The 24,147-nt window shown below is 65.6% G+C and carries 21 protein-coding genes, 1 tRNA gene and 1 pseudogene; 9 read left to right on the top strand and 14 right to left on the bottom strand.

Features of this window, described 5'->3' with window-relative positions:
* Positions 1–5: 5 nt before the first annotated feature.
* The 8 genes and pseudogenes from GFD32_RS16690 to GFD32_RS16655 form a co-directional block, all read right to left on the bottom strand.
* Positions 6–1,275, bottom strand: a pseudogene (locus GFD32_RS16690) (class I SAM-dependent methyltransferase).
* Complete coding sequence (locus GFD32_RS16685) at positions 1,272–2,069, bottom strand: DUF1365 domain-containing protein (protein ID WP_407081084.1); 798 nt, start codon at positions 2,067–2,069, stop codon at positions 1,272–1,274. Before GFD32_RS16685 ends, GFD32_RS16690 begins: the two are co-directional and overlap by 4 nt.
* The gene (locus GFD32_RS16680) at positions 2,066–3,394 is read right to left on the bottom strand and encodes an NAD(P)/FAD-dependent oxidoreductase (RefSeq protein ID WP_163577720.1); all 1,329 of its coding nucleotides are present in this window, start codon (positions 3,392–3,394) and stop codon (positions 2,066–2,068) included. Before GFD32_RS16680 ends, GFD32_RS16685 begins: the two co-directional genes overlap by 4 nt.
* Positions 3,391–4,182 carry an SDR family NAD(P)-dependent oxidoreductase gene (locus GFD32_RS16675; protein WP_163577719.1) on the bottom strand — a complete coding sequence of 264 codons (792 nt, stop codon included), beginning with the start codon at positions 4,180–4,182 and terminating at the stop codon, positions 3,391–3,393. Before GFD32_RS16675 ends, GFD32_RS16680 begins: the two co-directional genes overlap by 4 nt.
* A 41-nt stretch (positions 4,183–4,223) precedes the next feature.
* Positions 4,224–4,664 carry a nuclear transport factor 2 family protein gene (locus GFD32_RS16670; protein WP_163577718.1) on the bottom strand — a complete coding sequence of 147 codons (441 nt, stop codon included), beginning with the start codon at positions 4,662–4,664 and terminating at the stop codon, positions 4,224–4,226.
* An 18-nt stretch (positions 4,665–4,682) separates the two neighbouring features.
* Entirely contained in the window at positions 4,683–6,110 is a 1,428-nt protein-coding gene (phrB, locus tag GFD32_RS16665; protein ID WP_163577717.1) for a deoxyribodipyrimidine photo-lyase, read from the bottom strand.
* A gap of 28 nt (positions 6,111–6,138) precedes the next feature.
* A complete protein-coding gene (locus GFD32_RS16660; RefSeq protein WP_163577716.1) occupies positions 6,139–7,047 on the bottom strand; it encodes a MerR family transcriptional regulator in 909 nt (302 codons plus the stop codon).
* A gap of 185 nt (positions 7,048–7,232) precedes the next feature.
* A complete protein-coding gene (locus tag GFD32_RS16655; protein WP_163577715.1) occupies positions 7,233–8,264 on the bottom strand; it encodes an NAD(P)/FAD-dependent oxidoreductase in 1,032 nt (343 codons plus the stop codon).
* Between the two features lie 87 nt (positions 8,265–8,351).
* Between GFD32_RS16655 and GFD32_RS16650 the strand changes: the two genes are divergently transcribed.
* The gene (locus GFD32_RS16650; RefSeq protein ID WP_163577714.1) at positions 8,352–9,257 is read left to right on the top strand and encodes a TIGR01777 family oxidoreductase; all 906 of its coding nucleotides are present in this window, start codon (positions 8,352–8,354) and stop codon (positions 9,255–9,257) included.
* A gap of 6 nt (positions 9,258–9,263) precedes the next feature.
* Here the strand turns inward: GFD32_RS16650 and rapA are convergent, their stop codons facing one another.
* Positions 9,264–12,212: an RNA polymerase-associated protein RapA gene (rapA, locus tag GFD32_RS16645; protein ID WP_163577713.1), complete on the bottom strand. Its 2,949-nt coding sequence runs from the start codon at positions 12,210–12,212 to the stop codon at positions 9,264–9,266.
* Positions 12,213–12,319: 107 nt separating this feature from the next.
* Complete coding sequence (locus tag GFD32_RS16640; protein WP_163577712.1) at positions 12,320–13,120, bottom strand: TlpA family protein disulfide reductase; 801 nt, start codon at positions 13,118–13,120, stop codon at positions 12,320–12,322.
* A gap of 121 nt (positions 13,121–13,241) precedes the next feature.
* On the opposite strand from GFD32_RS16640, the gene GFD32_RS16635 reads away from it, so the two are divergent.
* From GFD32_RS16635 to GFD32_RS16625, 3 genes are all read left to right on the top strand, one after another.
* Positions 13,242–13,487 carry a hypothetical protein gene (locus GFD32_RS16635; RefSeq protein ID WP_163577711.1) on the top strand — a complete coding sequence of 82 codons (246 nt, stop codon included), beginning with the start codon at positions 13,242–13,244 and terminating at the stop codon, positions 13,485–13,487.
* A gap of 45 nt (positions 13,488–13,532) precedes the next feature.
* Positions 13,533–15,035, top strand: coding sequence for an SLC13 family permease (locus tag GFD32_RS16630; protein WP_163577710.1), 1,503 nt, complete (start codon positions 13,533–13,535; stop codon positions 15,033–15,035).
* Between the two features lie 91 nt (positions 15,036–15,126).
* Positions 15,127–15,576 carry a universal stress protein gene (locus GFD32_RS16625; protein WP_163577709.1) on the top strand — a complete coding sequence of 150 codons (450 nt, stop codon included), beginning with the start codon at positions 15,127–15,129 and terminating at the stop codon, positions 15,574–15,576.
* A 9-nt stretch (positions 15,577–15,585) separates the two neighbouring features.
* On the opposite strand, the gene GFD32_RS16620 is transcribed toward GFD32_RS16625, so the two are convergent.
* The gene (locus GFD32_RS16620; protein WP_240455691.1) at positions 15,586–16,920 is read right to left on the bottom strand and encodes a sensor domain-containing diguanylate cyclase; all 1,335 of its coding nucleotides are present in this window, start codon (positions 16,918–16,920) and stop codon (positions 15,586–15,588) included.
* A gap of 299 nt (positions 16,921–17,219) precedes the next feature.
* Between GFD32_RS16620 and GFD32_RS20015 the strand changes: the two genes are divergently transcribed.
* Both GFD32_RS20015 and GFD32_RS20010 read left to right on the top strand, forming a co-directional pair.
* Positions 17,220–17,660: a hypothetical protein gene (locus tag GFD32_RS20015; RefSeq protein ID WP_163577707.1), complete on the top strand. Its 441-nt coding sequence runs from the start codon at positions 17,220–17,222 to the stop codon at positions 17,658–17,660.
* A 2-nt stretch (positions 17,661–17,662) separates the two neighbouring features.
* Positions 17,663–18,283, top strand: coding sequence for an EAL domain-containing protein (locus GFD32_RS20010; RefSeq protein WP_240455694.1), 621 nt, complete (start codon positions 17,663–17,665; stop codon positions 18,281–18,283).
* 110 nt (positions 18,284–18,393) lie between these two features.
* On the opposite strand, the gene GFD32_RS16605 is transcribed toward GFD32_RS20010, so the two are convergent.
* The 3 genes from GFD32_RS16605 to ispB all read right to left on the bottom strand — a co-directional run bounded on the left by GFD32_RS16605 (position 18,394) and on the right by ispB (position 22,001).
* Positions 18,394–20,526, bottom strand: coding sequence for a TonB-dependent siderophore receptor (locus GFD32_RS16605; protein ID WP_163577706.1), 2,133 nt, complete (start codon positions 20,524–20,526; stop codon positions 18,394–18,396).
* Positions 20,527–20,842: 316 nt separating this feature from the next.
* Positions 20,843–20,919, bottom strand: a tRNA-Pro gene (locus tag GFD32_RS16600).
* Between the two features lie 77 nt (positions 20,920–20,996).
* Complete coding sequence (gene ispB / locus GFD32_RS16595) at positions 20,997–22,001, bottom strand: octaprenyl diphosphate synthase (protein ID WP_163577705.1); 1,005 nt, start codon at positions 21,999–22,001, stop codon at positions 20,997–20,999.
* A gap of 263 nt (positions 22,002–22,264) precedes the next feature.
* On the opposite strand from ispB, the gene rplU reads away from it, so the two are divergent.
* The 3 genes from rplU (at position 22,265) to cgtA (ending at position 24,141) form a co-directional block, all read left to right on the top strand.
* The gene (gene rplU, locus GFD32_RS16590) at positions 22,265–22,576 is read left to right on the top strand and encodes a 50S ribosomal protein L21 (protein ID WP_163577704.1); all 312 of its coding nucleotides are present in this window, start codon (positions 22,265–22,267) and stop codon (positions 22,574–22,576) included.
* A 36-nt stretch (positions 22,577–22,612) separates the two neighbouring features.
* Complete coding sequence (rpmA, locus tag GFD32_RS16585) at positions 22,613–22,870, top strand: 50S ribosomal protein L27 (protein WP_089688443.1); 258 nt, start codon at positions 22,613–22,615, stop codon at positions 22,868–22,870.
* Between the two features lie 86 nt (positions 22,871–22,956).
* A complete protein-coding gene (gene cgtA, locus GFD32_RS16580; protein ID WP_163577703.1) occupies positions 22,957–24,141 on the top strand; it encodes an Obg family GTPase CgtA in 1,185 nt (394 codons plus the stop codon).
* The last annotated feature ends 6 nt before the right edge of the window (positions 24,142–24,147 follow it).

Here is a 24,147-nt window from a genome sequence, read left to right as displayed (position 1 = left end):
CGAACTCACGGGGCACCGCTGAGCGGTGCCGGCCGTGCACCGGGCTTGGCCAGTAGCAGGTGGCAGGTACCGATGGTGCGTTCCAGGAATCCCCCTTCGCAGTAACACAGGTAGTAGCGCCACAGGCGAATGAAGCGTTCGTCGTAGCCCAGTCGTCGTATACGCTCCAGGTTGGCCTCGAAGCGGTGTCGCCATTCACGCAGGGTGCGGGCATAGTGGGGGCCGATCTCCTCCAGGGCCAGTACGTTGAGCGAGGTGCGCCGCGTCAGGCCGACGAGAATGGCGTGGTGCGAGGGCAGGAAGCCGCCGGGAAAGACATGGCGTTTGATGAAATCCACCTCGCGCCGGGCCGCCGCGTAGCGCTGATCGCGGATGGTGATGGCCTGCAGCATGGCCAGGCCGTCGTCGGTGAGGAGCCGGTCGAGGGTCGCCAGATAAGCGTCCAGGTACTGGTGGCCCACCGCCTCGATCATCTCCACCGAGATCAGTCGGTCGTAGCGGCCGGAAAGCTCCCGGTAGTCCCGCTTGAGCAGGGTGATGCGCTCGCCAAGCCCCTCTTCCGCGATGCGTCGGGCAGTAAAAGCGTACTGCTCTTCGGAGATGGTCGTGGTGGTGACCCGACAGCCGCGGGTCTTTGCCGCGTGGAGAGCCAGGCCCCCCCCAGCCGGTGCCGATCTCCAACAGATGATGCTCGGCACGCACATCGAGCCGGTCGAGGAGGCGGTCGAGCTTGTGGGTGGAGGCCTCTTCCAGGCTGGCTTCGGGGTGGGGGAAGAGCGCGCTGGAGTACATGGCGTGGTCGCGGTCGAGGAAGGTGGCGAACAAATCGTTGCCGATGTCGTAATGGGCGGTGATGTTGCGTTTCGCCCCGGCTGGGCTGTTGCGCTGCAGCCAGTAGAGCGCGCCCAGCAGCCAGCGGCCTAACCGTGCCGAACCGGTTTCCAGTTCGCCGTTGACCCGCTCGAGATTGAGCGCGAACAGGCGCACCAGGGTGACCAGGTCGTCGACCTCCCAATCGCCGTCGATGTAGGCCTCTGCAGCGCCGACGCTGCCGCCCAGCGCCAGGCGTTTCCACACCTCGCCGTTGCGTATGACCACGGTGGCGTGCAGGGTGCCGCCCTGACCCAGGTGGTGGCAGTCGCTGCCTTCGATCACCATGATCCGTCCGCCTTCGAGGCGATCGAGGGTGGCGAGCAGCCTGGGTTTCAACCACCGCGAAAGGCGGTTGCAAGGCGCCGGCTGGGGACGAGAGGTGGCGGAGCGTAGCGTGGTCACGGTGTCGTCTCCTCGGAAGGCGAGTGGGGAGGATGGTCATGGATCGGCACGCCCTTCAGCCACAGGCGCAACGCCTGCCAGTGGATGCCCAGGCGCGTGGCGAGGTTCATGGCGGGTTGGCGGGCCAGGGCGCCGAGCAGGGCAGTGCGGGTGGCCGGTTCGCCGGTCAGCGTCAGGGTGGCGTCGAAATGGCGCTCAGCCTCCCGCCAGTTCTCCATGTGCATCAGAAGCCGGTCGCCCGGCGTGTTGAAACGCCACCGGTAGGTCATGTCCATGGGCAGGAAGGGCGAGACATGCATTCGCTTGACGAAGGTGGAAGCATGGCTGTGGCGCTGAGGGTTCACGCGACAGGCGTAGTAAGCGCGTTCCTTCCAGGGGGTGTTGGTGACCTCGCCGAGCACGGCGCGCAGCGCTCCGGTCTCATCGTGCAGGTAGTACAGCGACAGTGGGTTGAAGCCCGAGCCGAACGTACGCAGTTGGGTGAGCAGGCACACGCGCCCCGTCGGAGCGCTGCCCAGCTGTGCGGCCACCGCCGCGCGGGCCGACTCGGCCAGCGGTCGATCGTGAGGCGCCGGACAGTTCGTGAACGAGCCCTGGAGATGATCCTCTCGACGGAAGCGTGCCAACGCCGGGCGTCTGGCGCTGAAGCCGGGAACCCCGTCGAAGAGCGATGGCAGCTCGTCGAGGTCGAGCCACAGCATCCACAGACGGTAGCGAAAGGCGTGGTGGCGAGGCACGAAGCGCCGATGGCGCAGCGTGCCGCGGTACACCCGGGAGTGCGGTGTCGGCATCACGACGCAACCTCCAGAGGAGCCGCGACGTGGCGATGTGGCGAGGTCGCCGCTGCCAGCTCGTGTGCCACGCGTAGGGCGCTCCAAACGCCATCCTCATGGAAGCCGTTGCGCCAGTAGGCACCGCAATAGTGGGTGCGTTGTGCCGCGCCGGAGATCTCGCCGTGTCGCGCCTGGGCAGCGAGGCCGGCGCGGCTGAACTGCGGGTGGGCATAGGTATAGCGACCCAATATGCGGCGTGGATCGATGGCGGCACTGTCATTGAGAGTGACGCAGAACGTTTCGGGAGCGTCGATGCGCTGGAGGATGTTCATGGCATAAGTGACCGATACCCGGGCTCCATCGCCGCGGCCGTCCAGGCGATAGTTCCAGCTTGCCCAGGCGCGGCGACGGCGCGGCAGCAGACGCGTGTCGGTATGTAGTACCACTTGGTTGTCGCGATAGGGCAGTGCGCCGAGGATGTCGCGCTCCGCCGGGCTGGGGTCGTCGAGCAGTGCCAGGGCCTGGTCGGCATGGCAGCCCAGCACCACCTGATCGAAGCGCTCGTAGCCGCTTGCGGTGCGCAGGGCCACTCCATCGGCCAGGCGGCGCAGGCCGAGCACCGGCGTGGCCAGGCGAATGCGCTGCGCATAGGGAGCCGTCAGGGCCGGGATGTAGGCCCGTGAGCCGCCCACCAGGGTGTACCACTGCGGTCGGTCGCTTAGGGAGAGCAAACCGTGGCAGTGGAAGAAGCGCACGAAGAACTGTGCCGGCATGGTGCGCAGATCGGCCAGGCTGGCCGACCAGATGGCCGCCCCCATGGGCAGCAGATAGCGGGTGGCGAAGTCGTGACCGTAGCCGCCGGCAGCCAGGTATTCGCCGAGGGTCAGGGTGTCGGCCAGCCGGCCGCTATCGAGGTCGCGCATCGCTCGGCGGTTGAAACGCAGGATATCGGCCAGCAGGCGGTGAAAACGGGGGCGCAACAGGTTGCGTCGCTGGGCGAAGAGCGTGCCCAGAGTGTGCCCGTTGTACTCGAAATCGCGGTCCGTTTCGTGTACCGAGAAGCTCATTTCGGTGGGCTGGGCGGCTACCCCGAGGTTGGCGAGCAGTGCGCGGAAATGCGGATAGGTACGGTCGTTGAAGACGATGAAGCCGGTGTCGATGGCGTAGTCGCGACCCGTGACGTTCACGTCGACGGTGGCAGTATGGCCTCCCAGGCGGTCGGCGGCCTCGAAGAGGGTGACTTCGTGGTGGGCGCTGAGGTACCAGGCGGCGGCGAGACCGCTGATGCCGCTGCCGACTACGGCAATGCGCTGAGGCCTATCGGGCCGGGAAACGGGGGCATTCATGGGCGGCTCTCCATGTCGGTGGGGCGGGCCAGCCGCCGCCCGAGCCGGAAGCGCAGACCCGGGGGAAGCACCCCCAACAGGCGTAGCGCCAGCGTGAAGCGGCGGGGAAAGTGGATGTCCAGACGGCGACGCTCCAGACCTTCGAGGATCGCCTGGGCGGCGGCTTCGGCGCTGATGCGCAGCGGCATGGGGAAATCGTTGCGGTCGGTGAGGGGCGACTTCACGAAGCCGGGATGGATCACGCTCACGTCGATTCCTTCGTCGGCCAGGTCGATACGCAAGGCCTCCATGAAGTGGCTCAGCGCCGCTTTGGAGGCGCCGTAGGCCTCGGCACGCGGCAGCGGCAGGTAGGCGGCGGCGCTCGAGGTCACGGCGAGTAGCGGTCGGCCGTTCGCTGCGCGTGCCCGGCGCAGCAGTGGTAGTGCCGCATCCAGGCAGTGCAGCGTGCCGTAGAGGTTGGCGTCGAGGACCCGTGCCACCAGGGGCATGTCGAAGTGGCGGGCGTTCAGGTACTCGCAGGTGCCGGCGTTGAGCAGCGCCAGATCGAGGCCGCCGAAGGCGTCGTCGATGCGCTCGGCGGCGCGTGCCACCGCTTGCGTATCGGTGGTATCGAACGGTACCACCAGGGCATTGTTTCCCGCTCCGGCAAGCTCGGTCAGCGGCGCTTCGCGGCGGGCGCTGAGAGCCACTCGGTGCCCTTGGGTCAGCAGGCGCCGGGCCAGGGCGAGACCGATGCCGGAGCTGGCGCCGGTCAGCCAGATGCGGCGTGAGCCGCTGAGAGCCGTCATGCGTGTTCCTCTCCTGCCGCCTGGCGCCGACTCGGTGGTCGTCAGTCGCCGACGCGGCGTTTGATCCAGCGAATCGTGGGCCCGACTAGCGGTAGCCGTTCGTAGAGCATGGTGCCCACGTCGAAGTAGTCGTGGTGTCGACAGACCCGCTGTGGGTCATCGACAGAGAACGTCAGGCGCGAACAGCCTGATACCGAGATCGGCTGACCGCCCGACAGCCGTGGATGTTGTAGGTGCATCGTCCAGGTGACGCAGGCCTCTCTGTCTTGCTGCAGCGCGTCGTGAAACTCGAAACGACAGGAACTGACGTTGGCGTACAGCGTGTCGAAGTAACGCTTCAAGGCGTCACGCCCCTCGATATGGTGGAGGGGGTCCCTGAACACCACGTCATCAGTATAGATCTCGTAGAGCTTTTTTGTATAGGTCTTGTCGAGTTTATTGAAAAAGGCGCAGAACGCCTCCAGTGACGGGTCGGTGGGCATGCGCGACCTCCTGGTCGATCAGAGACGATTTGTGGGTGTTTTCAATGCGCTGAACGTTTCCAGGGCGCGCTGGCGCGCGGCCTTGTGGTCGACGATGGGCGCTGGGTAGTGCAGACGCTGCCGGGCGTCGTTGGGTGGGTCATGGCGCTGGCGAGGAGAAAGGTTTGACAGCTCCGGTACAAAGTCGGCGATGAAGCTGCCTTCCGGATCGAAGCGCTGGGCCTGGGTGGTGGGATTGAAAATGCGAAAGTAAGGCACTGCGTCGGTGCCGGTGGAGGCTGCCCATTGCCAGCCACCATTGTTGGCACAGAACTCGCCATCCACCAGGTGGCGGAGGAAGAAGGCCTCGCCGCGACGCCAGTCGATCAGCAAGTGCTTGGCCAGGAACATGGCGCTGACCATGCGCAGGCGGTTGTGCATCCAGCCGGTCTGCACCAGCTGGCGCATGGCAGCGTCGACGATGGGGTAACCGGTACGCCCTTGGCACCAGGCGGTGAAGCCGGCCTCGTCGTCGCGCCAGGGAAGGTCTCGGGTCCAGGCCTGGAAGGGCTGGTGACGGCAGACGTGCGGAAAACCGACGACCACGTGGCGGTAGAACTCACGCCAGACCAGTTCATTGACCCAACTGGTCAGGCCTGCGTTGCCCTCTGCCAGGCTGCCGTCGTTCTCGGCGAGCACCGCCTGAAGACACTGGCGATGGGAGAGCATGCCCAACGCCAGGTAGGGTGATAGCTCGCTGGTGCCCCGCACGCCGGGGAAGTCGCGTTGCGCGGAATAGTGGCGCCCGCGAAATCGCAGGAAGCGCTCGAGGCGGTCGCCGCCCGCGTCTTCGCCCGCGGGCCACTGACTGGCATCGACGGGCGCATCCTCCACTGCAGGCAGCTCGGGTAGCGGGCTGGATTCGATCCCCGGCGTCGTCTGAGGCGCGGGCGCATCATGCAGTGCCAAGCGCCGCGGCGTCAGCTGACGGTGCCAGGCCTTGGCGAAGGGGGTGAAAACGCCATAGTAGTCACCTTTCCCGGTGAGCAGTTCACCCGGCGCGAAGGCCACGGCATCATGGTGGCCATGGACTGCCAGGCCTGCCTGGGTGAAGGCGGCCATCACCGCGCTATCGCGGCGCTGTTCGTCTAGCGGGTACTCGTGATTGAAATGCAGTGCCCTGGCGCCGTGCTCGTGTGCCAGGGCCAGCAAGACGCCGGGGGCGTCCCGAAAGTCGTCGATATCGCGATGCAGCAGAGGGATGCCAAGACCGGCGAGGGACTCGCGCAGCGCCACCACGCCGCGCTGCCAGAAGTCGAGCTTGTTGGCACCGTGGCCGTGGCGACGCCAGTGCGGCACGCTACGCAGAAAGATAGCGATCACCGGCCCTTGCCGGGCGGCGGTTGCCAGAGCGGTGTTGTCGTGGATGCGCAGGTCGCTGCGAAACCACATCAGCACGGGCGACATGGCAGGGATCCTTCGGTCACGGTGGGACTCAGCCTTCGCGCAGTAACGGGCGCAGACGTGCCACGGCCTGAGGGAGATCATCACCCAGCAGCGCCACGGCACTGTCGGTGAGATCCGCCTCGCGAATTCGCGCTACCGGGCCACACAGTGCCAGGGGTACGTCGAGTTGCTCGGCGAGCCTGGGTAACTGGCGGCGAATCAGTTCGGCGCGCTCGGCACGGCCACTGGCCAGCAGCAGGGCGTTGGCCTTGAGGCGCTCGACTGCCAGGGGCAGTTCGGCCAGGGGCAGCGAGGCGTCGAACAACTGGACGCGATAGCCGGCATCGCTGGCTGCCAGGGCGGTCAACAGCAGCCAAAGTGGGCCGGGGTCGTCGGGCAGCGGGGTGATGAGCAGCGTGGGTCCCAGCGAGATCTGGTTGGCGTGATACAGGCGCGTGCCGATGCGCGTGCGCAGGAAGGCTTCCAGGCTCAGCCGCTGCAAGCGGGCTCCCAGCTGTTCGTCCCAGTGCTCTTCCAACTGGCGCACCGTTGGCTGCCATAGCTCGGCGAGGCAGGTGTTTACCGGGTACAGGGCCAGGCTCTGATTGAACAGCGTTTCCAGACGTGCCAAGTCGAGGGCCTCGACGGCGGCGGCAAGCTGGCGACGCTGACTGGGCCAGTCGTCGGAGGCGGGTTCGGGAGCGCCGGCGGTTTCCGGCTGGTCGAGCAGATCCTTGACCTGGCTGACGGGCACGCCCCGGTTGAGCCACTGAAGAATTCGCTCGACGCGCTCGATGTCCTCCCGGGCATAGAGGCGGTGCCCCTTGGGGGTGCGCTGGGGGCGAATCAGGCCGTAGCGGCGCTCCCAGGCGCGCAGGGTGACCGAATTGACGCCCGTGAGACGGGACACCTCGCGAATGGGGTAGAGCGGTGTGTCGGTCGGATGGGGGTCGGTCATGACGGAGTTTGCCTCTTGCTTGCGCGAATTCGGCCCGGTGAAGCGCGCGGGGCTCTGTGTCGCCTAATATTGTACACCAAACGCGCCATGTACAACCGTTGCGATTCGATCGCCGTGGTTTTCATGGCGCGCACCGCGATGACGGCGGGCAATGCCCCCGTGAAGGCGGAGAATGCGCTTCCGGCTCATGGCTGGGAGCGAGTCAGGGATTGGCCGAGATGGTGCCCCGAGAGCCAGGCATCCTCCACTCGGGGACCACGCCAGCCATCGCCGCACAGGGCCAGTCCGCTGGCGGTCGTGCGGTAGTCATGAGAGCGGGTGTCGCCGGGCGATGCCGGTTGCGCGTAGCGCCAGCGATGCGCGCCCGTGGCTACGGGCAGCGGCAGGTGGGTGCCATCGGGCAGGGCAGCGAAGAAGGCGGCCAGAAGCTGTTCGGCGACCCAGTCGGCAGACGCATCGTATTGGGCTTCGCTCCAGTCGGTACGGGCCAGCAGGGTAAGGCTTTCGCCCTGCCGCTCGCGGCCAGGCTTGTGGTCGTTGCGGGCTACGAAGCGTAACGGGCCGTCGTGCAACGTTGCCGCCTGCCACCCCGGCGCCACACCGGGCATCGCCGGCAGTGCTGCATCGAAGCGTACCCAGGCGGCCCAGCAGGGATGCTGGGCGAGTCGTCGGCAGGCCGAGGCCAGGGTGGTGTCGTGTGGCTCCACCAGGGCTTGTGCCTGGGGAGCCGGGGCGCTGATCACTACCCGGTCGAAAGGGCCGTGTTCCACTCCCTCGGGATCGCTCAGCCACCAGCCATCGGCCTCTTCGGCAAGACGCGAGATTCGGGTCTCGGTCACCACAGACAACCCCCGTGCCAGATGGCGGGTGACCGCACTCATGCGCGGCATGCCGACGTAGCGCTGGGCTCGGTCGCTGTGTGCCTGCCAAGCATTGCCGTCGACCCGGTAGTGGCTGGCTGGCCAAGTGGCCACCACACCAGCGGCCACCCACTGCTCGACTTCGCCTCGGAAGGCTTCATCCCTTACGCTGAAGTACTGTGCACCGAGATCCACCGTGACCGTGCCGAGGTGCCGGCTCGCCATGCGTCCTCCCGGTCCGCGGGCTTTTTCGAACAGCGTGACCGGATGGCCGGCGTCCTGGAGAGCACGGGCGCAGGCCAGTCCGGCAACGCCGGCGCCGATGACGGCGGTGTTGGGGCGGTCGATCGTGGTCATTACGGTCTCGCACCGGGTAGAGTTTCTACTAGACTAACAGGTATGTACAATATATGTACAATATCTGTCTCACGGGAGGAAATCGCTATGCGCGTGTTGATTACGGGAGGCAGCGGCTTCGTCGGCCAGCGGCTGTGTCAGCGACTGTCGGAGGCTGGGCATGAGCTGCTGGTGGTATCCCGCGACCCCGAAGCGGTGCGTTCGCGTCTGCCGACGGGTACCGACATCCGCCATTCGGTGCTCGATTTCGTTGAATCGCCACCGCAAGCCATCGTCAACCTGGCCGGTGAGTCCATCGCTGCGAAGCGCTGGAGCGACGAGCAGAAAACGCGGCTGATCGATTCGCGGGTCAATGTCACTCGCGATCTGGTGATTCTATGCGAGCAACTGTCACAGCGCGGCGACCCCGTGCCGCAGGTGATGGTGTCGGGCTCGGCCATGGGCTACTACGGTGACCAGGGCGATCGCGAAGTGAGCGAGGAGACGCCGCCTCATGACGAGTTCGCCCATCGGCTGTGCAAGCGCTGGGAGGATGCCGCCAGGGAGGCGGAGGAGTTCGGTACGCGGGTGGCATTGCTGCGCATCGGCTTGGTACTGGACGCCGACGGTGGCAGCCTGCAGAAGATGCTGCCGCCCTTCAAGTTGGGGCTGGGCGGGCGTTTCGGCAGCGGGCGGCAGTCCATGCCATGGATTCACCGCGAGGACCTGGTGCGGGCGATTCTCTTTCTGCTGGAGCGCGACGACCTGGAGGGACCGTTCAACGGCAGTGCTCCGCATCCGGTCACCAACGCCGAGTTCGCCCGCGCTCTGGCCGGGCAGCTGGGGCGCCCGGCGTTTTTCCCGGTACCGGCCATCGTGCTGGAGACCGCGCTCGGTGAGATGTCGCGGCTGTTGCTCACCGGCGCCGACATGCGCCCCAAGCGGCTGCTCGAGGCGGGCTTCACATTCCGCTTTGAGACGCTGGAGGCCGCCCTGGCGGATATCCTGGGCTAGATGCCTTCAGCGCGCTTCCTCGCCGACGGTGACGACCACCCGAACGGCGTCCAGGCGCAGGCGGGTGCCTTCGATGGCTGCGTCCAGCGCGGCGCGCTCGTCGCGCAGCGCCGTCAGCTCGTCGTCGCGTACTGCGGGGTTGCGTCGTGCCAGCGCCATCAGGCGCGCCAGCTCGCCGTCGAGCTCCTCGCGCATGCGGGCCTGGGCGGCCTCGACGATGCTCGGCAGCTCGCGCTCCGCTTCGGCCTCCCCGCTATCGAGCAGCTCGCGCAGCACCGTCAGGCGGCTGCGGATCAGGTCGCGGGCCATGGCCTTCTTCACCTTTTTCACGTTCCTGGCCAGCCCCGTGAAGGAGATCTTGTCGGTGAGATTGGCGCCGGACTCGTCGAGCAGTACGCGCACGGCGGTAGGCGGAAGAAAACGGTTGAGATGCAGCTTTCTCGGTGCCGGGCAGTGGGTGCGGTAGATCAGCTCCACCATGACGCGGCCGGCGGGCAGCGTCGGGTGCTCGAGCAGCGCCAGGGCGGTGTTGCCCATGGTGCCGTCGAGGATGCGCCCCATCATCTCGCGCAACAACGGATGTTCCCAGGAAAGCCGCTGAACGTCGTCCCGGGCCAGGGCCCGCGAGCGGGAGAAAGTGGCGGAGAAACCTTCCTCGCCCTTGGCCAGGCCGGGCAGGCCATCTAGCATCTGCGGTCCCGCCACCAGATGCTGGATGCCGCCACCCAGCTCCTGGCTGTCGACGCCGAAGATGTCCAGTGCCAGGTCCAGGTAGCGGGGCAGGGCGTGATCTTCGTCCAGTTCGTGGATTTCCGCCGCCACCGCCTCGGCGCGCTCGGAACGGCAGGCGCCCCACTCCAGCAGGCGATTGCGGCCGGCATCGCGCTCGGCCAGGCGGCTCTCGAACAGCGCTCGAGTCTCCTCGATCACTTCATCCAGGGCCGCATCGTCCAGCAGGGCATCCGCCAGGGCATCGCCGAAGGCATCGAAGATCTCGCTGCCGATGCCGTGGGGTGAGCTGAAGGCGTCCATGCCATCACGGTACCAGCGTAGCAGCTGCTCGCCGGGGCTGGCTTCGAACACCGGGACGTGGAGCTCGATGGCATGGCGCTGGCCAATGCGGTCCAGGCGGCCGATGCGCTGTTCCAGCTGGTCGGGGTGCAGCGGTAGGTCGAACATCACCAAGTGGCGGCAGAACTGGAAGTTGCGTCCCTCGGAGCCGATCTCCGAACACACCAGCACCTGGCAGCCCTCTTCCTCGTCGGCGAAGGCCGCTGCGGCGCGGTCGCGCTCGACCAGGGAGAGCCCTTCGTGGAACAGCGGAGCGTGGTAGCCGCCCAGCACGCGTAGCGCCTCGGCCAGGCCTTCGGCGGTCTCGCGATCGTGGGCGATCACCAGCACCTTGTCGCCGGCGAGCCCTGTCTCGCCGTCATCGGCCAGGCGCTCCAGCAGCCAGGTGACCCGCGGGTCGATCTGCCACCAGGGTTCCTCGTTCAGTGGGTCATCGGTCAGCGCCCGGTACATGGCGTCCGGGTAGACCAGCACCTCGGGATGGCCGAGGCCGGTCTCGATCAGCAGCTCGTCCAGGTAGTCCTCGTCGCGGGCCAGTCTGCGCAGCACCCGGCGGTAGGCGGCAGGCGGTGCCAGCGGCGCCACGTGCAGGCGGCGCTCGGGGAAACCGCCCACGTGGCGGCGGCTGTTGCGGAACATCACCCGGCCGGTGCCATGGCGGTCGAGCAGCTGATCGCGCAGCTGCTCCCGGGCGGTCGTTCGCTGGGGCTCGTCGGCCTCGGCGTTGGCCAGGGTGGCGAGCAGCGCCAGGCTGTCGGGTTCGTCGATCACCGCGGCGACCCGCTGACGGTCGGTCTCGGCACCGGGCAGGCGCTCCAGGGCGTCGATGGCATCGGCGACCTCGACGTAGTGGGCTTCCTCTTCGCGGAAGGCCGGCAGGCTGTGGTAGCGGTCCGGGTCGAGCAGGCGCAGGCGGGCGAAGTGACTCTCGATGCCCATCTGCTCAGGGGTGGCAGTGAGCAGCAGCACGCCCTCGCTCTCGGCGGCCAGGCGCTCCACGCAGGCGTAGCCGGGGCCGACCCGGTCCTCGCTCCAGTCGAGGTGGTGGGCCTCGTCGACGATCAGCAGATCCCAGTCGCAGGCCGCGGCCTGGGTCTGGCGGTGAGGGTTGGCGAACAGCCAGTCCTGGCTGGCGAGGATCAACTGGCCGGCATCGAAGGGATTGGTGTCGCCATGGGCCTGGCTCTGCTGCTCGTCGAGCAGCGTCACCTCCAGGGCAAAGCGGCGCAGCAGCTCCACCAGCCACTGATGGCTGAGGCTCGCCGGCACCAGAATCAGTGCGCGCTCGGCGCGGCCGGTAAGCAGCAAGCGATGCAGGATAAGCCCTGCCTCGATGGTCTTGCCCAGCCCCACCTCGTCGGCCAGGAGAACCCGCGGTGCATGGCGCCGCGAGACTTCGTCGGCGATGTAGAGCTGGTGGGGAATCAGGTCGATGCGTGGGCCGGCCAGGCCCAGCGCTGGGTTCTGCTCCACGCGGTGATGGTGATGCAGGGTACGGAAGCGCAGGTCGAACCAGTCGTTGCGGTCGACTTGGCCGGTGAGTAGGCGGTCGCGGGCCTGGTCGAACTGCATGGTGTCGGCCAGGCGCGCCTCGGGCAGCTCGGTGAGTTCACCTTGCTCGTCCTCGCCGATGTAGACGATCAGAGCGTTCACCTCCTTGGTATCGTCGACGGTCAACGTCCAACCATCGGCGGCCTGGATGCGGTCGCCGCTGCCGAACACTACCCGGGTCAGCGGCGCCTGGCGGCTGCTGTAGGTTCGGGTTTCCTGGCTGGCGCCGAACAGCACGGTGACGCTGCGTGAATCGCTGTTCAAGATGGTGCCCAGGCCGAGTTCGGCCTCGCCGTCGCTGATCCAGCGCTGGCCGGGGAAAAAGTCGCTCATGCTGCCTCGAAGGATGCCGATGTCACGGTGCGCGAGCCGCCATCGTGAGGCTGGCGGCCATGGGGCGGAGGATTCTACCTGAAAGCCCCGCGCGGCTTAAGAGGGTGTTAGTCGTGATCGAGCCAGGCATCGAGCTGAGCGCGAGTCAGTTCGCCCACGTGGCGCTCGGCCACGCGGCCCTCGGCATCGAAGAGCAGGGTGGTGGGCAGCCCCGGCGATTCGCTGAGCACCATCAGTTCCTGCTTGGGGTCGAGCAGCGGATAGCGGAAGTTCAGCTCCTGCTCGTCCAGATAGCGGGTTACCTGGAGCAGCTCTTCGCCCTGGTTGGCCACCACCACGGTGACGTCGTCGCGCTGATCGGCTTCGGCGAGCAGGGGCAGTTCGCGCAGGCAGGGCGGACACCAGGTGGCCCACAGGTTGAGCACCACGGGCTCGCCGGCCAGCGACGTCAGCTCGACCGCTTCGCCCTCAAGGTTCTCCAGGGTGAGGTCGGGCAGTTCGCGCAGGCCGCCATCGCTGCCCAGTGGAGCCAGGGTGACGAGCACCAGCCACAGCACCGAGGCGCCGAGCGTCAGCGCCATGGCGCCGATCAGGCGCAGCAGGTGGTCGCGCAGGGTCCAGCCGGTCCAGACGAGGGCCGCGAGCAGTCCCCACAGACCGTGATAACCGGGCTGCCACAGCTTGAGGACATCCAGCGGCGCGGCAGTGTAGGCATCCAGGTTGAGTGCCACATGGCCCAGCCGGGCGCCCACCAGCCAGGTCAGCATCAGGCCGTTGAACCAGTGCGCTCGCGCGGCCGACGAGAGGCCCAGCAGCAGCCAGGCGGCAACGAGCAGTAGCGCAGCGCAGACCAGCGCGTACAGGCGCGGCATGGAAATCAGCACGGGGCCAAGGGCGATAGCGTCCATGGAAGGGGCTCCGTTACGGGTCGGCGCGGGCGGCGGGACCGGGTAGAATCACGGACTTGCGTCACGACGTCTGGCCAAGCCTACTGTGCGTGGCGGGACGTGTCACCTGGCAGGAGCTTTCATGGCCAAGCAAGCTTTCGATACCCTGCGTGCTCTGGCGATTGCCAGTCAGGCCTGCGGTTTCATCCTGATCATCACCCTGGAAACGTTGATGGGCGATGCCGCTCGACCCTGGCAGGGCTGGACGCTGGCCGCCATGGTGCTATGCGCGCTGGCCATCGCGGTGGTTCGCCTGTATCGGCGCAACCGAGCGCGCAAGGCGCTGGACCGTCGCCTGGCCGCCCTCGACGATGACGAGACGCCTTGAGTCGCGCGCTTTTCGCCAGCGATGTCGGCATTCAGGAGATAGGCGATGGACGAACCGCGACAGGAACCGGCCGAGGCGGCCCGGACAGAACGACGCCAGCGCGCCTGGCTGGCGGTTGGGTTGCTGGGCGGCCCGCTGTCGGCTCTGGCGCTGGCCAGCCTGCCGGCACCGGAAGGGGTGCCGGCGGCGGCCTGGCAGGTGGTGGCGCTGACCGCCTGGATGGCGATCTGGTGGGTGGCCGAGCCGGTGCCCATCGCGGTCACCGCATTGCTGCCCGTGGCGCTGTTGCCGCCCATGGGCGTGGCGCCCATCGGTGAGGTCGCCGCGCCCTATGCCAACCCCTTGCTGTTTCTCTTCCTGGGTGGCTTTCTGCTGGCCGAGGCCATCCAGCGCTGGAGCCTGCACCGGCGCATCGCCATGCTGGTGTTGCGCGTGGCAGGGGCGCGCCCCCATCAACTGGTGGGGGGATTCATGCTGGCTACCGCCGGCCTCAGCATGTGGGTGAGCAACACGGCCACGGCCGCCTTGATGGTACCCATCGGCCTTTCGGTGCTGGGATTGCTGGAGCGCCAGGGCGGCGTCGGGGCGAGCCGGCACATGGCGTTGACCTTGCTGTTGGGAATCGCGCTGGCGGCCAACATCGGTGGCATGGGTACGTTGATCGGTACGCCGCCCAACGCCTTGTTGGCGGGGTTCATGGCCGACAACTATGCCATCGAAATCAGCTTTGCCCAATGGATGCTGTTCGCCGTGCCCCCTGCACTGGTGCTGCTGGTTCTGGCCTGGTGGCTGCTCACTCGCCTTGTCTATCCGCTGCCACGCGAGCCGCTGACCGGGGTAGCGGCGTTGATCGAGGAACAGACGGCCGATCTGGGGCGCATGAGCGGCCCGGAGCGGCGAGTGGCCGCGATCTTCGCTCTGGTGGCCATGGCCTGGGTGACTCGCCCCCTATTGCAGGCCTGGCTGCCCGGCATCGAGCTCAGCGATGCAGGCATCGCCATGATCGCTGCGGTGCTGCTGTTTGCGGTGCCGGCCCGGTGGCGCGAGCGCCAGTTCCTGCTCGACTGGGAGAGTGCTCGCCACCTGCCCTGGGGGGTTCTGGTACTGGTGGGCGGAGGGCTCAGTCTGGGCAGTGCCATCGAGTCGAGCGGTCTGGCCGCCGCGGTGGCCGAAGGGCTCGCCACCTTCGGTCGCTGGCCGACGTGGAGCCTGGTCGCTCTGGTGGCGACGGTAGTGATGCTGATGAGCCACGTGACCAGCAACACGGCCACGGCGGCGGCCATTCTGCCGCTGACGGCTTCGCTGACGGTGAGCCTGGGGGCGAGCCCTTTGCTGCTCGCGGTGCCGGTCGCCATGGCAGCCAGTTGCGCCTTCATGCTGCCGGTGGCCACTCCGCCCAACGCCGTGGTGTTTGCCAGCGGCAAGCTGCGCGTGATCGATATGGTGCGGGCCGGGGCGTTGGTGAGCCTGGTGGGCGTCCTCTTGATCACCCTGGTGGTGTTCGTGCTGGCCATGCCGGTACTGGGCTTCGGCTGGGCCGCGTCGTGATGCCATGGTGAGTCTGCCCGGTTGCGTCTAACCTGAGGAGGAGCAGCCTTGGGTTATGCTAACGATCATGCACGGGAGGGCAGGATTGCCGATGACACACGCCATATTGGTTCCCCTCGATGGGTCGGAACATGCCGAGAAAGCCCTGTCGGTGGCTGCGCAGCTGGCGCACAGCGCCACGGCCACCCTTCACCTGCTGCATGTCAGCGAATATCCCGATGACATCGGCATACTGGCCGGTGCCCCGGGGGTGCCCTTCACGGAAGAGCGCCGAGCGCAGCTGGCCGAGCGCATGCGCCGTGACGCCGAAAAGGTCCTTGCTCAGGCGCGCGGGTCGGTGAGCCTCGATGGGGTCGTCGTCGAGGAGCACGTTCGTGAGGGCAGGCCCAACGAGGTCATACTCGCCGAAGCCAAGGCTCTCGGCGTCGACACCATCGTCATGGGCAGTCGTGGCATGAGTAATCTGCAGGGCATGCTGCTCGGTAGCGTCTCGCACAAGGTGTCGCATGCGGCTCCCTGTACGGTGATCACGGTGACCTGATGCGCTGGGTCAGTCGTGCTGGCCGGTCGCGACCACGGCCGTATTGCGGCCGCCGCGCTTGGCGCGATAGAGCGCGTCGTCGGCTCGGACGAGCATGCTGTCCAGGTCGTCGCCGGGCAGGTACTCGGTGATGCCCAGGCTGATGGTAATGGTCAGCCCTTCGAAACGCGTTGAGGCGACCTGGTCGCGCAGGCGCTCGGCAAAGGTGGCGGCCCCTTTGAGCGGCGTATCGAGCAGCAGAATGGCGAATTCCTCGCCGCCCCAGCGTGCCAGCAGGTCGGTGCTGCGCAATCCTTCGCCAGCTCGACTGGCCAAGCGCTTGAGAATGGCGTCGCCAGTGTCGTGCCCGTAAGTATCGTTGACGGCCTTGAAGTGGTCGATGTCGAACAGCAGTAGCGAGAAGCCGTCGCCGCTGTGTTCCGAGTGGCGAATCGCCTGGCGAATGGCCTGGTCGAAGGCCCGGCGGTTGTGGGTGCCGGTGAGGTGATCGCGAGTGGCCTGTCGCTCCAGCTCGCTCTCCATTTGCTTGCGCTCGGCGATGCTGTGGAACACGGCGATGAAGTGGCGGATTTCGCCGGCTGTGTCGCGTACCGCGGTGATGGACTGCCATAGCGGATAGATATCGCCGTACTTGTTGCGATTCCAAATTTCGCCCTGCCAGTGTCCGGTCTCCAGCACCGCATCCCACAGCCGAGCGTAGAAGGCGCGGTCGTGCACGCCTGACTTGAACAGCCGTGGCGTCTGCCCGATCACTTCATCGGCGTGGTAGCCGGTGATGTCGGTGAAGGCCTGATTGACCTTTTCGATGCGCATGTCCGGATCGGTGATCAGTGTCGCCTGGCCCGTCTCGAACACGCTGGCCATGACCTTGAGTTCGTCTTCCTGGCGCTTGCGCTCAGTGATGTCTTCCTTGACGGCCACGAAGTTGACCACCTGGCCGTGATCGTCACGCACCGGGGTGATGGTTTCGGACTCCCAGTAGAGCTCCCCGGTTTTCTTGCGGTTCTGTAGCTCCCCTTTCCATACCCGGCCGCTGCGCAGGGTCTGCCACATGTCGCGATAGACGCTCTCCGGTGTCATGCCCGATTGGATCATGGCAGGTGTCTTGCCGAGCAGCTCTTCGCGGCTGAAGCCGGTGACGTCGAGGAAACGCTGGTTCACGTATTCGATGCGGCCTTCGGTGTCGGTGATGGCAGTGGCCGCCGGACTTTGCTCCACGGCGATATAGAGCTGGTAGAACTTCTCGCGCAGAGTGTCGAAATCGGCATTGGCCCAGATGTCGCGGAATGGCCGAGGGGGGCGGAAGTCGTTGCCGGGAGCGGTGTCGAGCCCGTTGGACGTCACGAGCACTCTCCTTGTCCTGAAGCAAGTCGGGTCAGGCAAGTAGCTTGAGAGAAGGGGAATCGTAAAAGGGTGGTGCGACCCAGAGCATACCCCCTTTGCCCGTGTCTGGGTACCCGACATGGGACTAGCAATATCATCGTACAAATCCGATACCTATGGCGGCAATAAATTGTACAAAAATGATATGCCGCCTAAGATATGGGGTCAGAAGCAGGCGGGTTCACCATGGGACCGGGCAATGTAGCCGCCTGCGAGACAAGAGATCTTGAGAAGACGAAAACGACTCCCTCCGATTTCGCTTGCTGCTGTTGTTGCCCATGTTGCTGTTGCTGGTGTCGGCTACGCTGTTCGGCGTCGGTGCCTGGCAACTGCCGGCCTGGATGGTGGGCGCGGGCCTGGCGGTGCTGCTGCTGATGGCCAGCCTGATGGCCTTTCGGCGGCATCGTCAACTGATGGTCATCGGCGATGCCATCCTCGCTCTGGCAGCTCCGGCTTCCGATCTGACTGCCCTGGCGTCCGTAGAGGCACTGGCCGCCAGGGCCCGTGGCCCGGTCAGCCGGCTGGCTTCGGCATTGCTGCGCTGGCGCGAGGCAGAGTGCCGGCGGCGCTGTGCCGAGCGCGAGGTTCACCGCCTAGCTTATTATGACACGCTCACCGGTCTACCCAACTGGCGGTTGATGAGCGAACACTTGGCCAACTGCCGGGCGACTTCATTCCGCTCGCCGAGGAGACGGGGTTGATCGTGCCGATCGGTCACTGGGTGCTGGAAGCCGCTTGCCGCCAGCTGGTCGTCTGGCAGCGATCACCGCTCACCGCTGGGTTGACGCTGGCCGTCAACGTCAGTGCACGGCAATTCCAGCAGCCGGATTTCGTCGAGCGGGTCGCCAACATCTTGGCGCACACCGGCGCCGATCCTCGGCGTCTCAAGCTGGAGCTGACCGAGAGCGCCGTGATCGGTCACGTCGAGGAGACCATTCAGCGCATGCACCACCTCAAGGAGCTGGGGCTGCGTTTTGCCATGGATGATTTCGGCACCGGCTACTCATCGCTGCAGTACCTCAAGCGGCTGCCACTCGATCAGATCAAGATCGACCAGTCTTTCGTGCGCGACCTGCACGAGGATCCGGACGATAGGGTAATCGTCGAAACCATCATTGCCATGGGCTTGGCACTCGACCTGCAGATCATCGCCGAGGGCGTCGAAACCCGCGAGCATTGGCGCTACCTGGCGGCGCAGCGTTGCCATGCCTATCAGGGCTACTATTTCGCCAAGCCCGTGCCGGCCGACGAGCTCAATGTCAGCGGTTTCATGGGCCCCGCCGAGAGTCCCGGCCCGACCATGCAAAGCCGCCACCCGGCATGAGGCACAGTAGCGGGTTCGAGTCTTCCAGCCGGAGTTCAGGCCGCATCGGCATCAGTGCCGCCGTCCGAGAGCTGGGCTTGCAGGCAGCCAGTCCTGAGTGAAGCGTTCGTTCACCAACGGTAGCTCAGTTTTGCCTTGATTTCTCGGCCCTGATTATAGAAATCCGCCGTGCCGGAGTTGACCACGTACTGCTCGTCGAGCAGGTTGCTGACGTTGACGGCAAGATCGGTATTCTTGACGACTTGGTAACCGAAGGAGGCATCGAAGAGCGTTGCCGACTCGCTTTTGGAGGTGTTGGCGGCATCGAAATAATAGGAATCGACATAGCGGGCACCCAGACCGAGACTCATGCCCGTATCCGGCAGGGTATAATGCGTCCACAGCGACATGGTTTGCTTCGGTGCCGTAGCGAACTGGTTCCCTTCGATTGACGTGCCATCGCTCAGCGTGCCGCGAATCACCGCCTGGTCCATATACGAATAGCCGCCGGTCAGGCTCAGGTTGTCGGTCAGTTCGGCCTTGGCTTCCAGATCGAAGCCGCGCACACGGGATTCGCCGACGGTTTCCTGTTCGATGGTGCCGTCACCCTGTACCACCGCGATGCCCACGTTGTCCTTGTTCAGTTCATAAACGGCAGCCGAGAACAGCGCGTTCATACCAATGGGCGCATATTTCACGCCAAGCTCGTGCTGCTTGCCGCGCTCGGGTTTGACGCCGATGGTCGGAGGCGCGATCGATTCCACATAGCTGTAATAGGTGGAAACCTCGTCAGTGATTTTGTAGGTCAGTGCGCCCCGGTACGAGGTCTCCGAGACGTCGTCGGACGAGGTGGTTCCCGCGAGGTCGGTGCTGGAGAGATCCATTGAGTCATTGCGAACGCCCGCGGTGACGATGACATGGTCATAGAAGGACAGGTTCTGCGTCAGGAAAATCGACCGAGTCCTGTTGTCCTGATCATTGGCGCTATAGGGGGTCAGGCTGCTCGGGGCGCCTTGATATACGGGGTTCGAGACATCGATCGGATCTCCCGGCGCGTAAACGGACGTGGTTTTGCTGGATTCATCGCGATATTCGACCCCGCCCAGCGTACTGCTATCGACCGGGCCAACGCTGGTGTCGTATTGCAGGATGGCGTTGCCGATCAACTCCTGGGCTTCTCTATCTCTTCCAATATAGCCACGGTCGACCAGCGTGCCGGTTCGTGCCGGATTGTCAGTGATATAGACGTAACCGTAGTCGTCGGTCAGGTCGCTGTAGCGCAGGTTGCCGCGCAGGGTCAGCCCGTTAGCGAAATCATGGGTGAGCATCCCGGTAATACTGGACCGATCGACATCGTGAAAGTTGTAATCCGGCTCGCCAAAGAAGTTGCTGCGGTCATATTCCCGGTCAAACGGATAGCCACCGCTGTTGGGCGTGTTGTCACGCTGCAGATAGTCGACGATGACAGTTGCGGTGGTGTACGCCGTCGGTTCCCAGGTCAGGCCGCCCATGAAGAACTGCTTGTCGTTCTTGGAGTGATCGTATTCGCGGTCGCTGTCCTGGACTTTGCCGGTGAAGCGATAGGCCAGCGTCTTGTCGGCATCCAGCGTATCTCCCACATCGATACCGGCCTCCTTGTGATCGAAGGAGCCATAGCCCAGGTAGCCTTCGCCAAAGCGTTCGAATTTTGGCCGTTTGCTCACGAAGTTGATCGAGCCACCGGGGTCCGCCGGGCCGAACAGGGTGGAGTTGGCGCCCCGCAGCACCTCGACGCGTTCGTAGGCGTAGGGTTCCTCGCGCACGCCGCGCATCGAGCCGAGTGTCATCCCGTCGCGGTAGGTCGTGGCGTCGAAGCCGCGAATCTTGTAGTAATCGTTGCGGTTGTCGGTCCCCCAGTAGCCGGTGAGGATGCCGGGCGTATATTGCAGGACTTCCTCGGTGTTATCGGCATCGCGTTGCTCGATTTCTTTTTCGGTGATGACCGAGACGGAAGCGGGGGTGTCCTGGATGCTGGTCGCGACCTTGCCGCCCATCCAGAGCTCCCGGGCCACGACCGTGTTCGCGTTGTCATCGGCGATTGCCTGGGCGTTGACGATGATGGGCGTGAGGCGATACGCCTCCTGCTCGTCGTCCTGGCTGCTGCCTGTCTCTTGCGCGCTCCCGCTAACGGGTAAGGCGACCAGCGGTGTGCAGCACACCAGGGTGGTGGTGGTGCGCTGCCAACGTGTCCGTGAGGCACCAGTCCGGATTTTACGATCAGTCATGCGTGACATCCCCTGTGGTGTAGAAGTCTTAGCCGCTCGCCTATGACTTTCAGTTGCGGGAGCGCTGTAGTCGGGGCGTACGAACGGCCATAGAAAGCAATGCTAAATGTAGTGATTCTCATTAAATATATCATCGATGGCATGACGTTGCAGTGGCCGTTACCGGGGGGCGTCGCATCGGGGGAGTGGCTCGGTTTCCAGGCCAAACGGTGGGGCTCGATCGGCAGCATGGTCGGCTCCGTCGAGGATTACGGTCCGGCCACGCAAAAACCGCCACCCGGAATGATCCGTAAGTGGCGGTTTTTGCTGATGTTTTTGGTCGGAGTAGCAGGATTCGAACCTACGACCTCTGCCTCCCGAAGGCAGCGCTCTACCAAGCTGAGCTATACTCCGTTATCGCGTCGTGAAGGCTGTTGCCGTAAACGCGTTGCGTACTATACCTGAATCGAGTCTTGGTGCAAGCCCCGCGGTCAGGTCTGGCGATCCACGGCCAGGCGCGCCAGGTCGGCCATGCTGTCACGATAGCGGCTGGCCGGCAGGGCGTCGAGCTGGGCCAGGGCGCGGTCGGCCATTTCGATGGCTCGGGCCCGGGTGTAGTCCAGGGCGCCGGTGTCGCGAACGATCTCGAGCACGGCCTCGAGGTGGTCGAGACCGCCTTTACGGATGGCGCGGCGTACCAACTGGGCTTGCTCCGGCGTGCCGACGGCCATGGCCTGGATCAAGGGCAGAGTGGGCTTGCCCTCGGCCAGATCATCGCCGACGTTCTTGCCCATGGCCTCGGCGTTGCCTTGATAGTCGAGCAGATCGTCGACGAGCTGGAAGGCAAGCCCCAGGTAGCGCCCATAGTGCTGCAGGGCGGCCTCCTGTTCGGGCGTGGCGTCAGCGAGGATGGCGCCGCTGTGCGATGCCGCCTCGAAGAGCATGGCCGTCTTGCCCTGGATGGTCTCGAAGTAGGCGGCCTCGTCGATGTCGGGGTTGCCGACGTTGGTGAGCTGCAGCACCTCGCCCTCGGCGATGACGCAGGTGGCGCTGGAGAGTACCTCCATGATTCGCATCGAGCCCACTTCTACCATCATCTGGAAGGAGCGCGAATAGAGGAAGTCGCCCACCAGTACCGAGGGGGCGTTGCCCCAGGCATCGTTGGCGGTGGCCTTGCCGCGGCGCAGGTGCGAATCGTCCACCACGTCGTCGTGCAGCAGGGTCGAGGTGTGCATGAATTCGACCAGCGTGGCTAGCGTCACGTGTCGGTTGCCGTCATAGCCCAGGGCACGGGCGGCGAGCAGCACCAGCAGCGGACGCAGCCGTTTGCCGCCGCTGGCGACGATGTATTGCCCGATGGTTTCCACCAGCGGCACGCGGGAGGTCAGCTGCGCCATGATCGTGCGGTCGACCGCCGCGAAGTCATCGGCAACCGCGGCGTGCAGCGGAGAGGCAGCGGGTGGTGAAGCGGTTGTGGTCGAGGCGTTGGCAGGCATGGCGCGGTTTCATCGAGCGGGTGGGGCCGGCGCATGGCGCTGGACGCCGCTGGCCTTGGGATGCCGGCCATGCTATGGGGCCCCTGCAGGGGCGTCAAGCGCCACGCGCGACACACGGGCGCTTGACGGTTGTGCCCGGCCGCGCTCGCCGTTATAATTCGCGACCCACTCATCACGCTCCCTGTCAGATGGCTGCCGTAAGGGGCGCCACTCGAAGCAGGCCGATGAAGAGCCAACTCCCGATGAGCCCTGGAGAGAGAAGCATGTACGCAGTTATCAAGAGCGGCGGCAAGCAGTACCGCGTTCAGGAAGGCCAGACCCTCAAGCTCGAGAAGATCGAGGTGCCGACCGGCGAAAGCATCGATTTCGACGAGGTCCTGCTGGTCGGCGGTGTGGACGACGTCAAGGTTGGCGCGCCGCTGGTCGAGGGTGCCAAGGTTTCCGCCGAGGTCGTGTCTCACGGCCGCGGCGAGAAGGTGCGCATCATCAAGTTCCGTCGCCGCAAGCACCACATGAAGCGTCAGGGCCACCGCCAGTGGTTCACTGAAGTCAAGATCACCGGGATCTCCGCCTGAGCGGTCCTTTCCCCCTGAACCAGCGAGGTATTTGCAATGGCTCACAAGAAGGCAGCGGGTTCCACCCGTAACGGTCGCGACAGCGAGTCCAAACGCCTTGGCGTCAAGCTGTTCGGTGGTCAGACCGTGACCGCCGGCAACATCATCGTGCGCCAGCGCGGCACCAAGTTCCACGCCGGCACCGGTGTCGGCCTGGGCCGCGACCACACCCTGTTCGCCCTGAACGATGGTGTGATCAAGTTCGAGACCAAGGGTCCGAAGAATCGCAAGTTCGTCAGCGTCGTCTCTGCCTGAGAGCGCCGGCCCTTGCAGCGAGAAGGCCCCGCCCTGGCGGGGCCTTCTTGTATCATGGCGACGGATGTCGTCAGGAGAGTGAAACGATGCAGTTCGTCGATGAGGCTTCGATCATCGTGGCCGCCGGCAAGGGGGGTAACGGCTGCCTGAGTTTCCGTCGCGAGAAGTACGTGCCCAAGGGTGGGCCCGACGGTGGCGACGGCGGTCATGGCGGCAGCGTCTACCTGGTGGGCGACGACTCGCTCAACACGCTGATCGATTTCAAGTATCAGCGTTTCTATGCCGCCGAGAACGGCCGCCCTGGACAGGGGCGGCAGATGAGCGGCCGCGCCGGCAGCGATCTGGCGGTCAAGGTGCCAGTGGGTACCACGGTGATCGACGAAGATACCCTGGAGGTGATTGCTGACGTCACCGAGATCGGCCAGCAGGTGCTGGTAGCCCAGGGTGGCCGTCGCGGACTGGGCAACATCCACTTCAAGTCGTCGACCAACCGTGCGCCGCGCAGAACCACGCCGGGAACGGAGGGGGAGCGGCGCAACCTGCGCCTGGAGATGAAGGTGATGGCCGACGTGGGGTTGCTGGGTCTGCCCAACGCCGGCAAGTCGACGCTGATCCGCGCCGTCTCCGCGGCCAAGCCCAAGGTCGCCGACTATCCCTTCACGACGCTGGTGCCCAGCCTGGGCGTCGTCAAGCTGGGCATGCACGAGCACTTCGTCATGGCCGACGTGCCGGGGTTGATCGAAGGCGCCTCCGACGGTGCCGGTCTGGGGTTGCGCTTCCTCAAGCACCTGACGCGCACGCGATTGCTGTTCCACGTGGTGGACGTGGCGCCCTTCGACGAGTCGGATCCCGTGGCGGCCGCCGAGGCGATCGCCCACGAGCTGGGGGCGTTTTCGCCGACCCTGGCCGAGTTGCCGCGCTGGCTGGTGCTCAACAAGCTCGACCTGCTGCCCGAAGACGAGCGTGACGCGAAGGCCGAGGCAATCGTCGCCCGTCTGGGGTGGCAGGGGCCGGTGTTCCGTATCTCGGCCCTATCCAACGAGGGTACCGATGCCCTGGTTCAGGCTGCCCATCGCTGGCTGACCGAGCAGCGGCGTCTGGAGAACGAGGACGAAGAGGCTGCCGCCCAGGCCCGTGACATGCGTGCACGCATGGAGGCCGAAGCCGTGGCCCGCGCCGAGGCGAGGCTGGGCCGCAAGCGTAAGCGGAGCGCTGACGACGACGACTTCGATGACGACGACTACGACGTCGAAGTCGAATATGTGGAGTAGGAGCGC

The sequence above is a fragment of the Halomonas faecis genome (assembly GCF_010993975.1).
In the GTDB taxonomy this organism is placed as follows: Bacteria; Pseudomonadota; Gammaproteobacteria; order Pseudomonadales; family Halomonadaceae; genus Halomonas; species Halomonas faecis.
The sequence above is the reverse complement of the archived record's forward strand: the minus strand, read 5'-3'. Positions and strand labels throughout refer to the sequence as shown.

Bases quoted from the DNA above. Each gene is read 5' to 3' on its own strand.
- GFD32_RS16680 (WP_163577720.1), bottom strand. From the start codon at position 3,394: ATGAATGCCCCCGTTTCCCGGCCCGATAGGCCTCAGCGCATTGCCGTA.
- rplU (WP_163577704.1), top strand. From the start codon at position 22,265: ATGTACGCAGTTATCAAGAGCGGCGGCAAGCAGTACCGCGTTCAGGAA.
- phrB (WP_163577717.1), bottom strand. From the start codon at position 6,110: ATGTCGCCCGTGCTGATGTGGTTTCGCAGCGACCTGCGCATCCACGAC.
- ispB (WP_163577705.1), bottom strand. From the start codon at position 22,001: ATGCCTGCCAACGCCTCGACCACAACCGCTTCACCACCCGCTGCCTCT.
- GFD32_RS16630 (WP_163577710.1), top strand. From the start codon at position 13,533: ATGGACGAACCGCGACAGGAACCGGCCGAGGCGGCCCGGACAGAACGA.
- GFD32_RS16650 (WP_163577714.1), top strand. From the start codon at position 8,352: ATGCGCGTGTTGATTACGGGAGGCAGCGGCTTCGTCGGCCAGCGGCTG.
- GFD32_RS16605 (WP_163577706.1), bottom strand. From the start codon at position 20,526: ATGACTGATCGTAAAATCCGGACTGGTGCCTCACGGACACGTTGGCAG.
- GFD32_RS16675 (WP_163577719.1), bottom strand. From the start codon at position 4,182: ATGACGGCTCTCAGCGGCTCACGCCGCATCTGGCTGACCGGCGCCAGC.
- rpmA (WP_089688443.1), top strand. From the start codon at position 22,613: ATGGCTCACAAGAAGGCAGCGGGTTCCACCCGTAACGGTCGCGACAGC.
- GFD32_RS16660 (WP_163577716.1), bottom strand. From the start codon at position 7,047: ATGACCGACCCCCATCCGACCGACACACCGCTCTACCCCATTCGCGAG.
- GFD32_RS16625 (WP_163577709.1), top strand. From the start codon at position 15,127: ATGACACACGCCATATTGGTTCCCCTCGATGGGTCGGAACATGCCGAG.
- cgtA (WP_163577703.1), top strand. From the start codon at position 22,957: ATGCAGTTCGTCGATGAGGCTTCGATCATCGTGGCCGCCGGCAAGGGG.
- GFD32_RS16670 (WP_163577718.1), bottom strand. From the start codon at position 4,664: ATGCCCACCGACCCGTCACTGGAGGCGTTCTGCGCCTTTTTCAATAAA.
- GFD32_RS16640 (WP_163577712.1), bottom strand. From the start codon at position 13,120: ATGGACGCTATCGCCCTTGGCCCCGTGCTGATTTCCATGCCGCGCCTG.
- GFD32_RS16655 (WP_163577715.1), bottom strand. From the start codon at position 8,264: ATGACCACGATCGACCGCCCCAACACCGCCGTCATCGGCGCCGGCGTT.
- GFD32_RS16635 (WP_163577711.1), top strand. From the start codon at position 13,242: ATGGCCAAGCAAGCTTTCGATACCCTGCGTGCTCTGGCGATTGCCAGT.
- rapA (WP_163577713.1), bottom strand. From the start codon at position 12,212: ATGAGCGACTTTTTCCCCGGCCAGCGCTGGATCAGCGACGGCGAGGCC.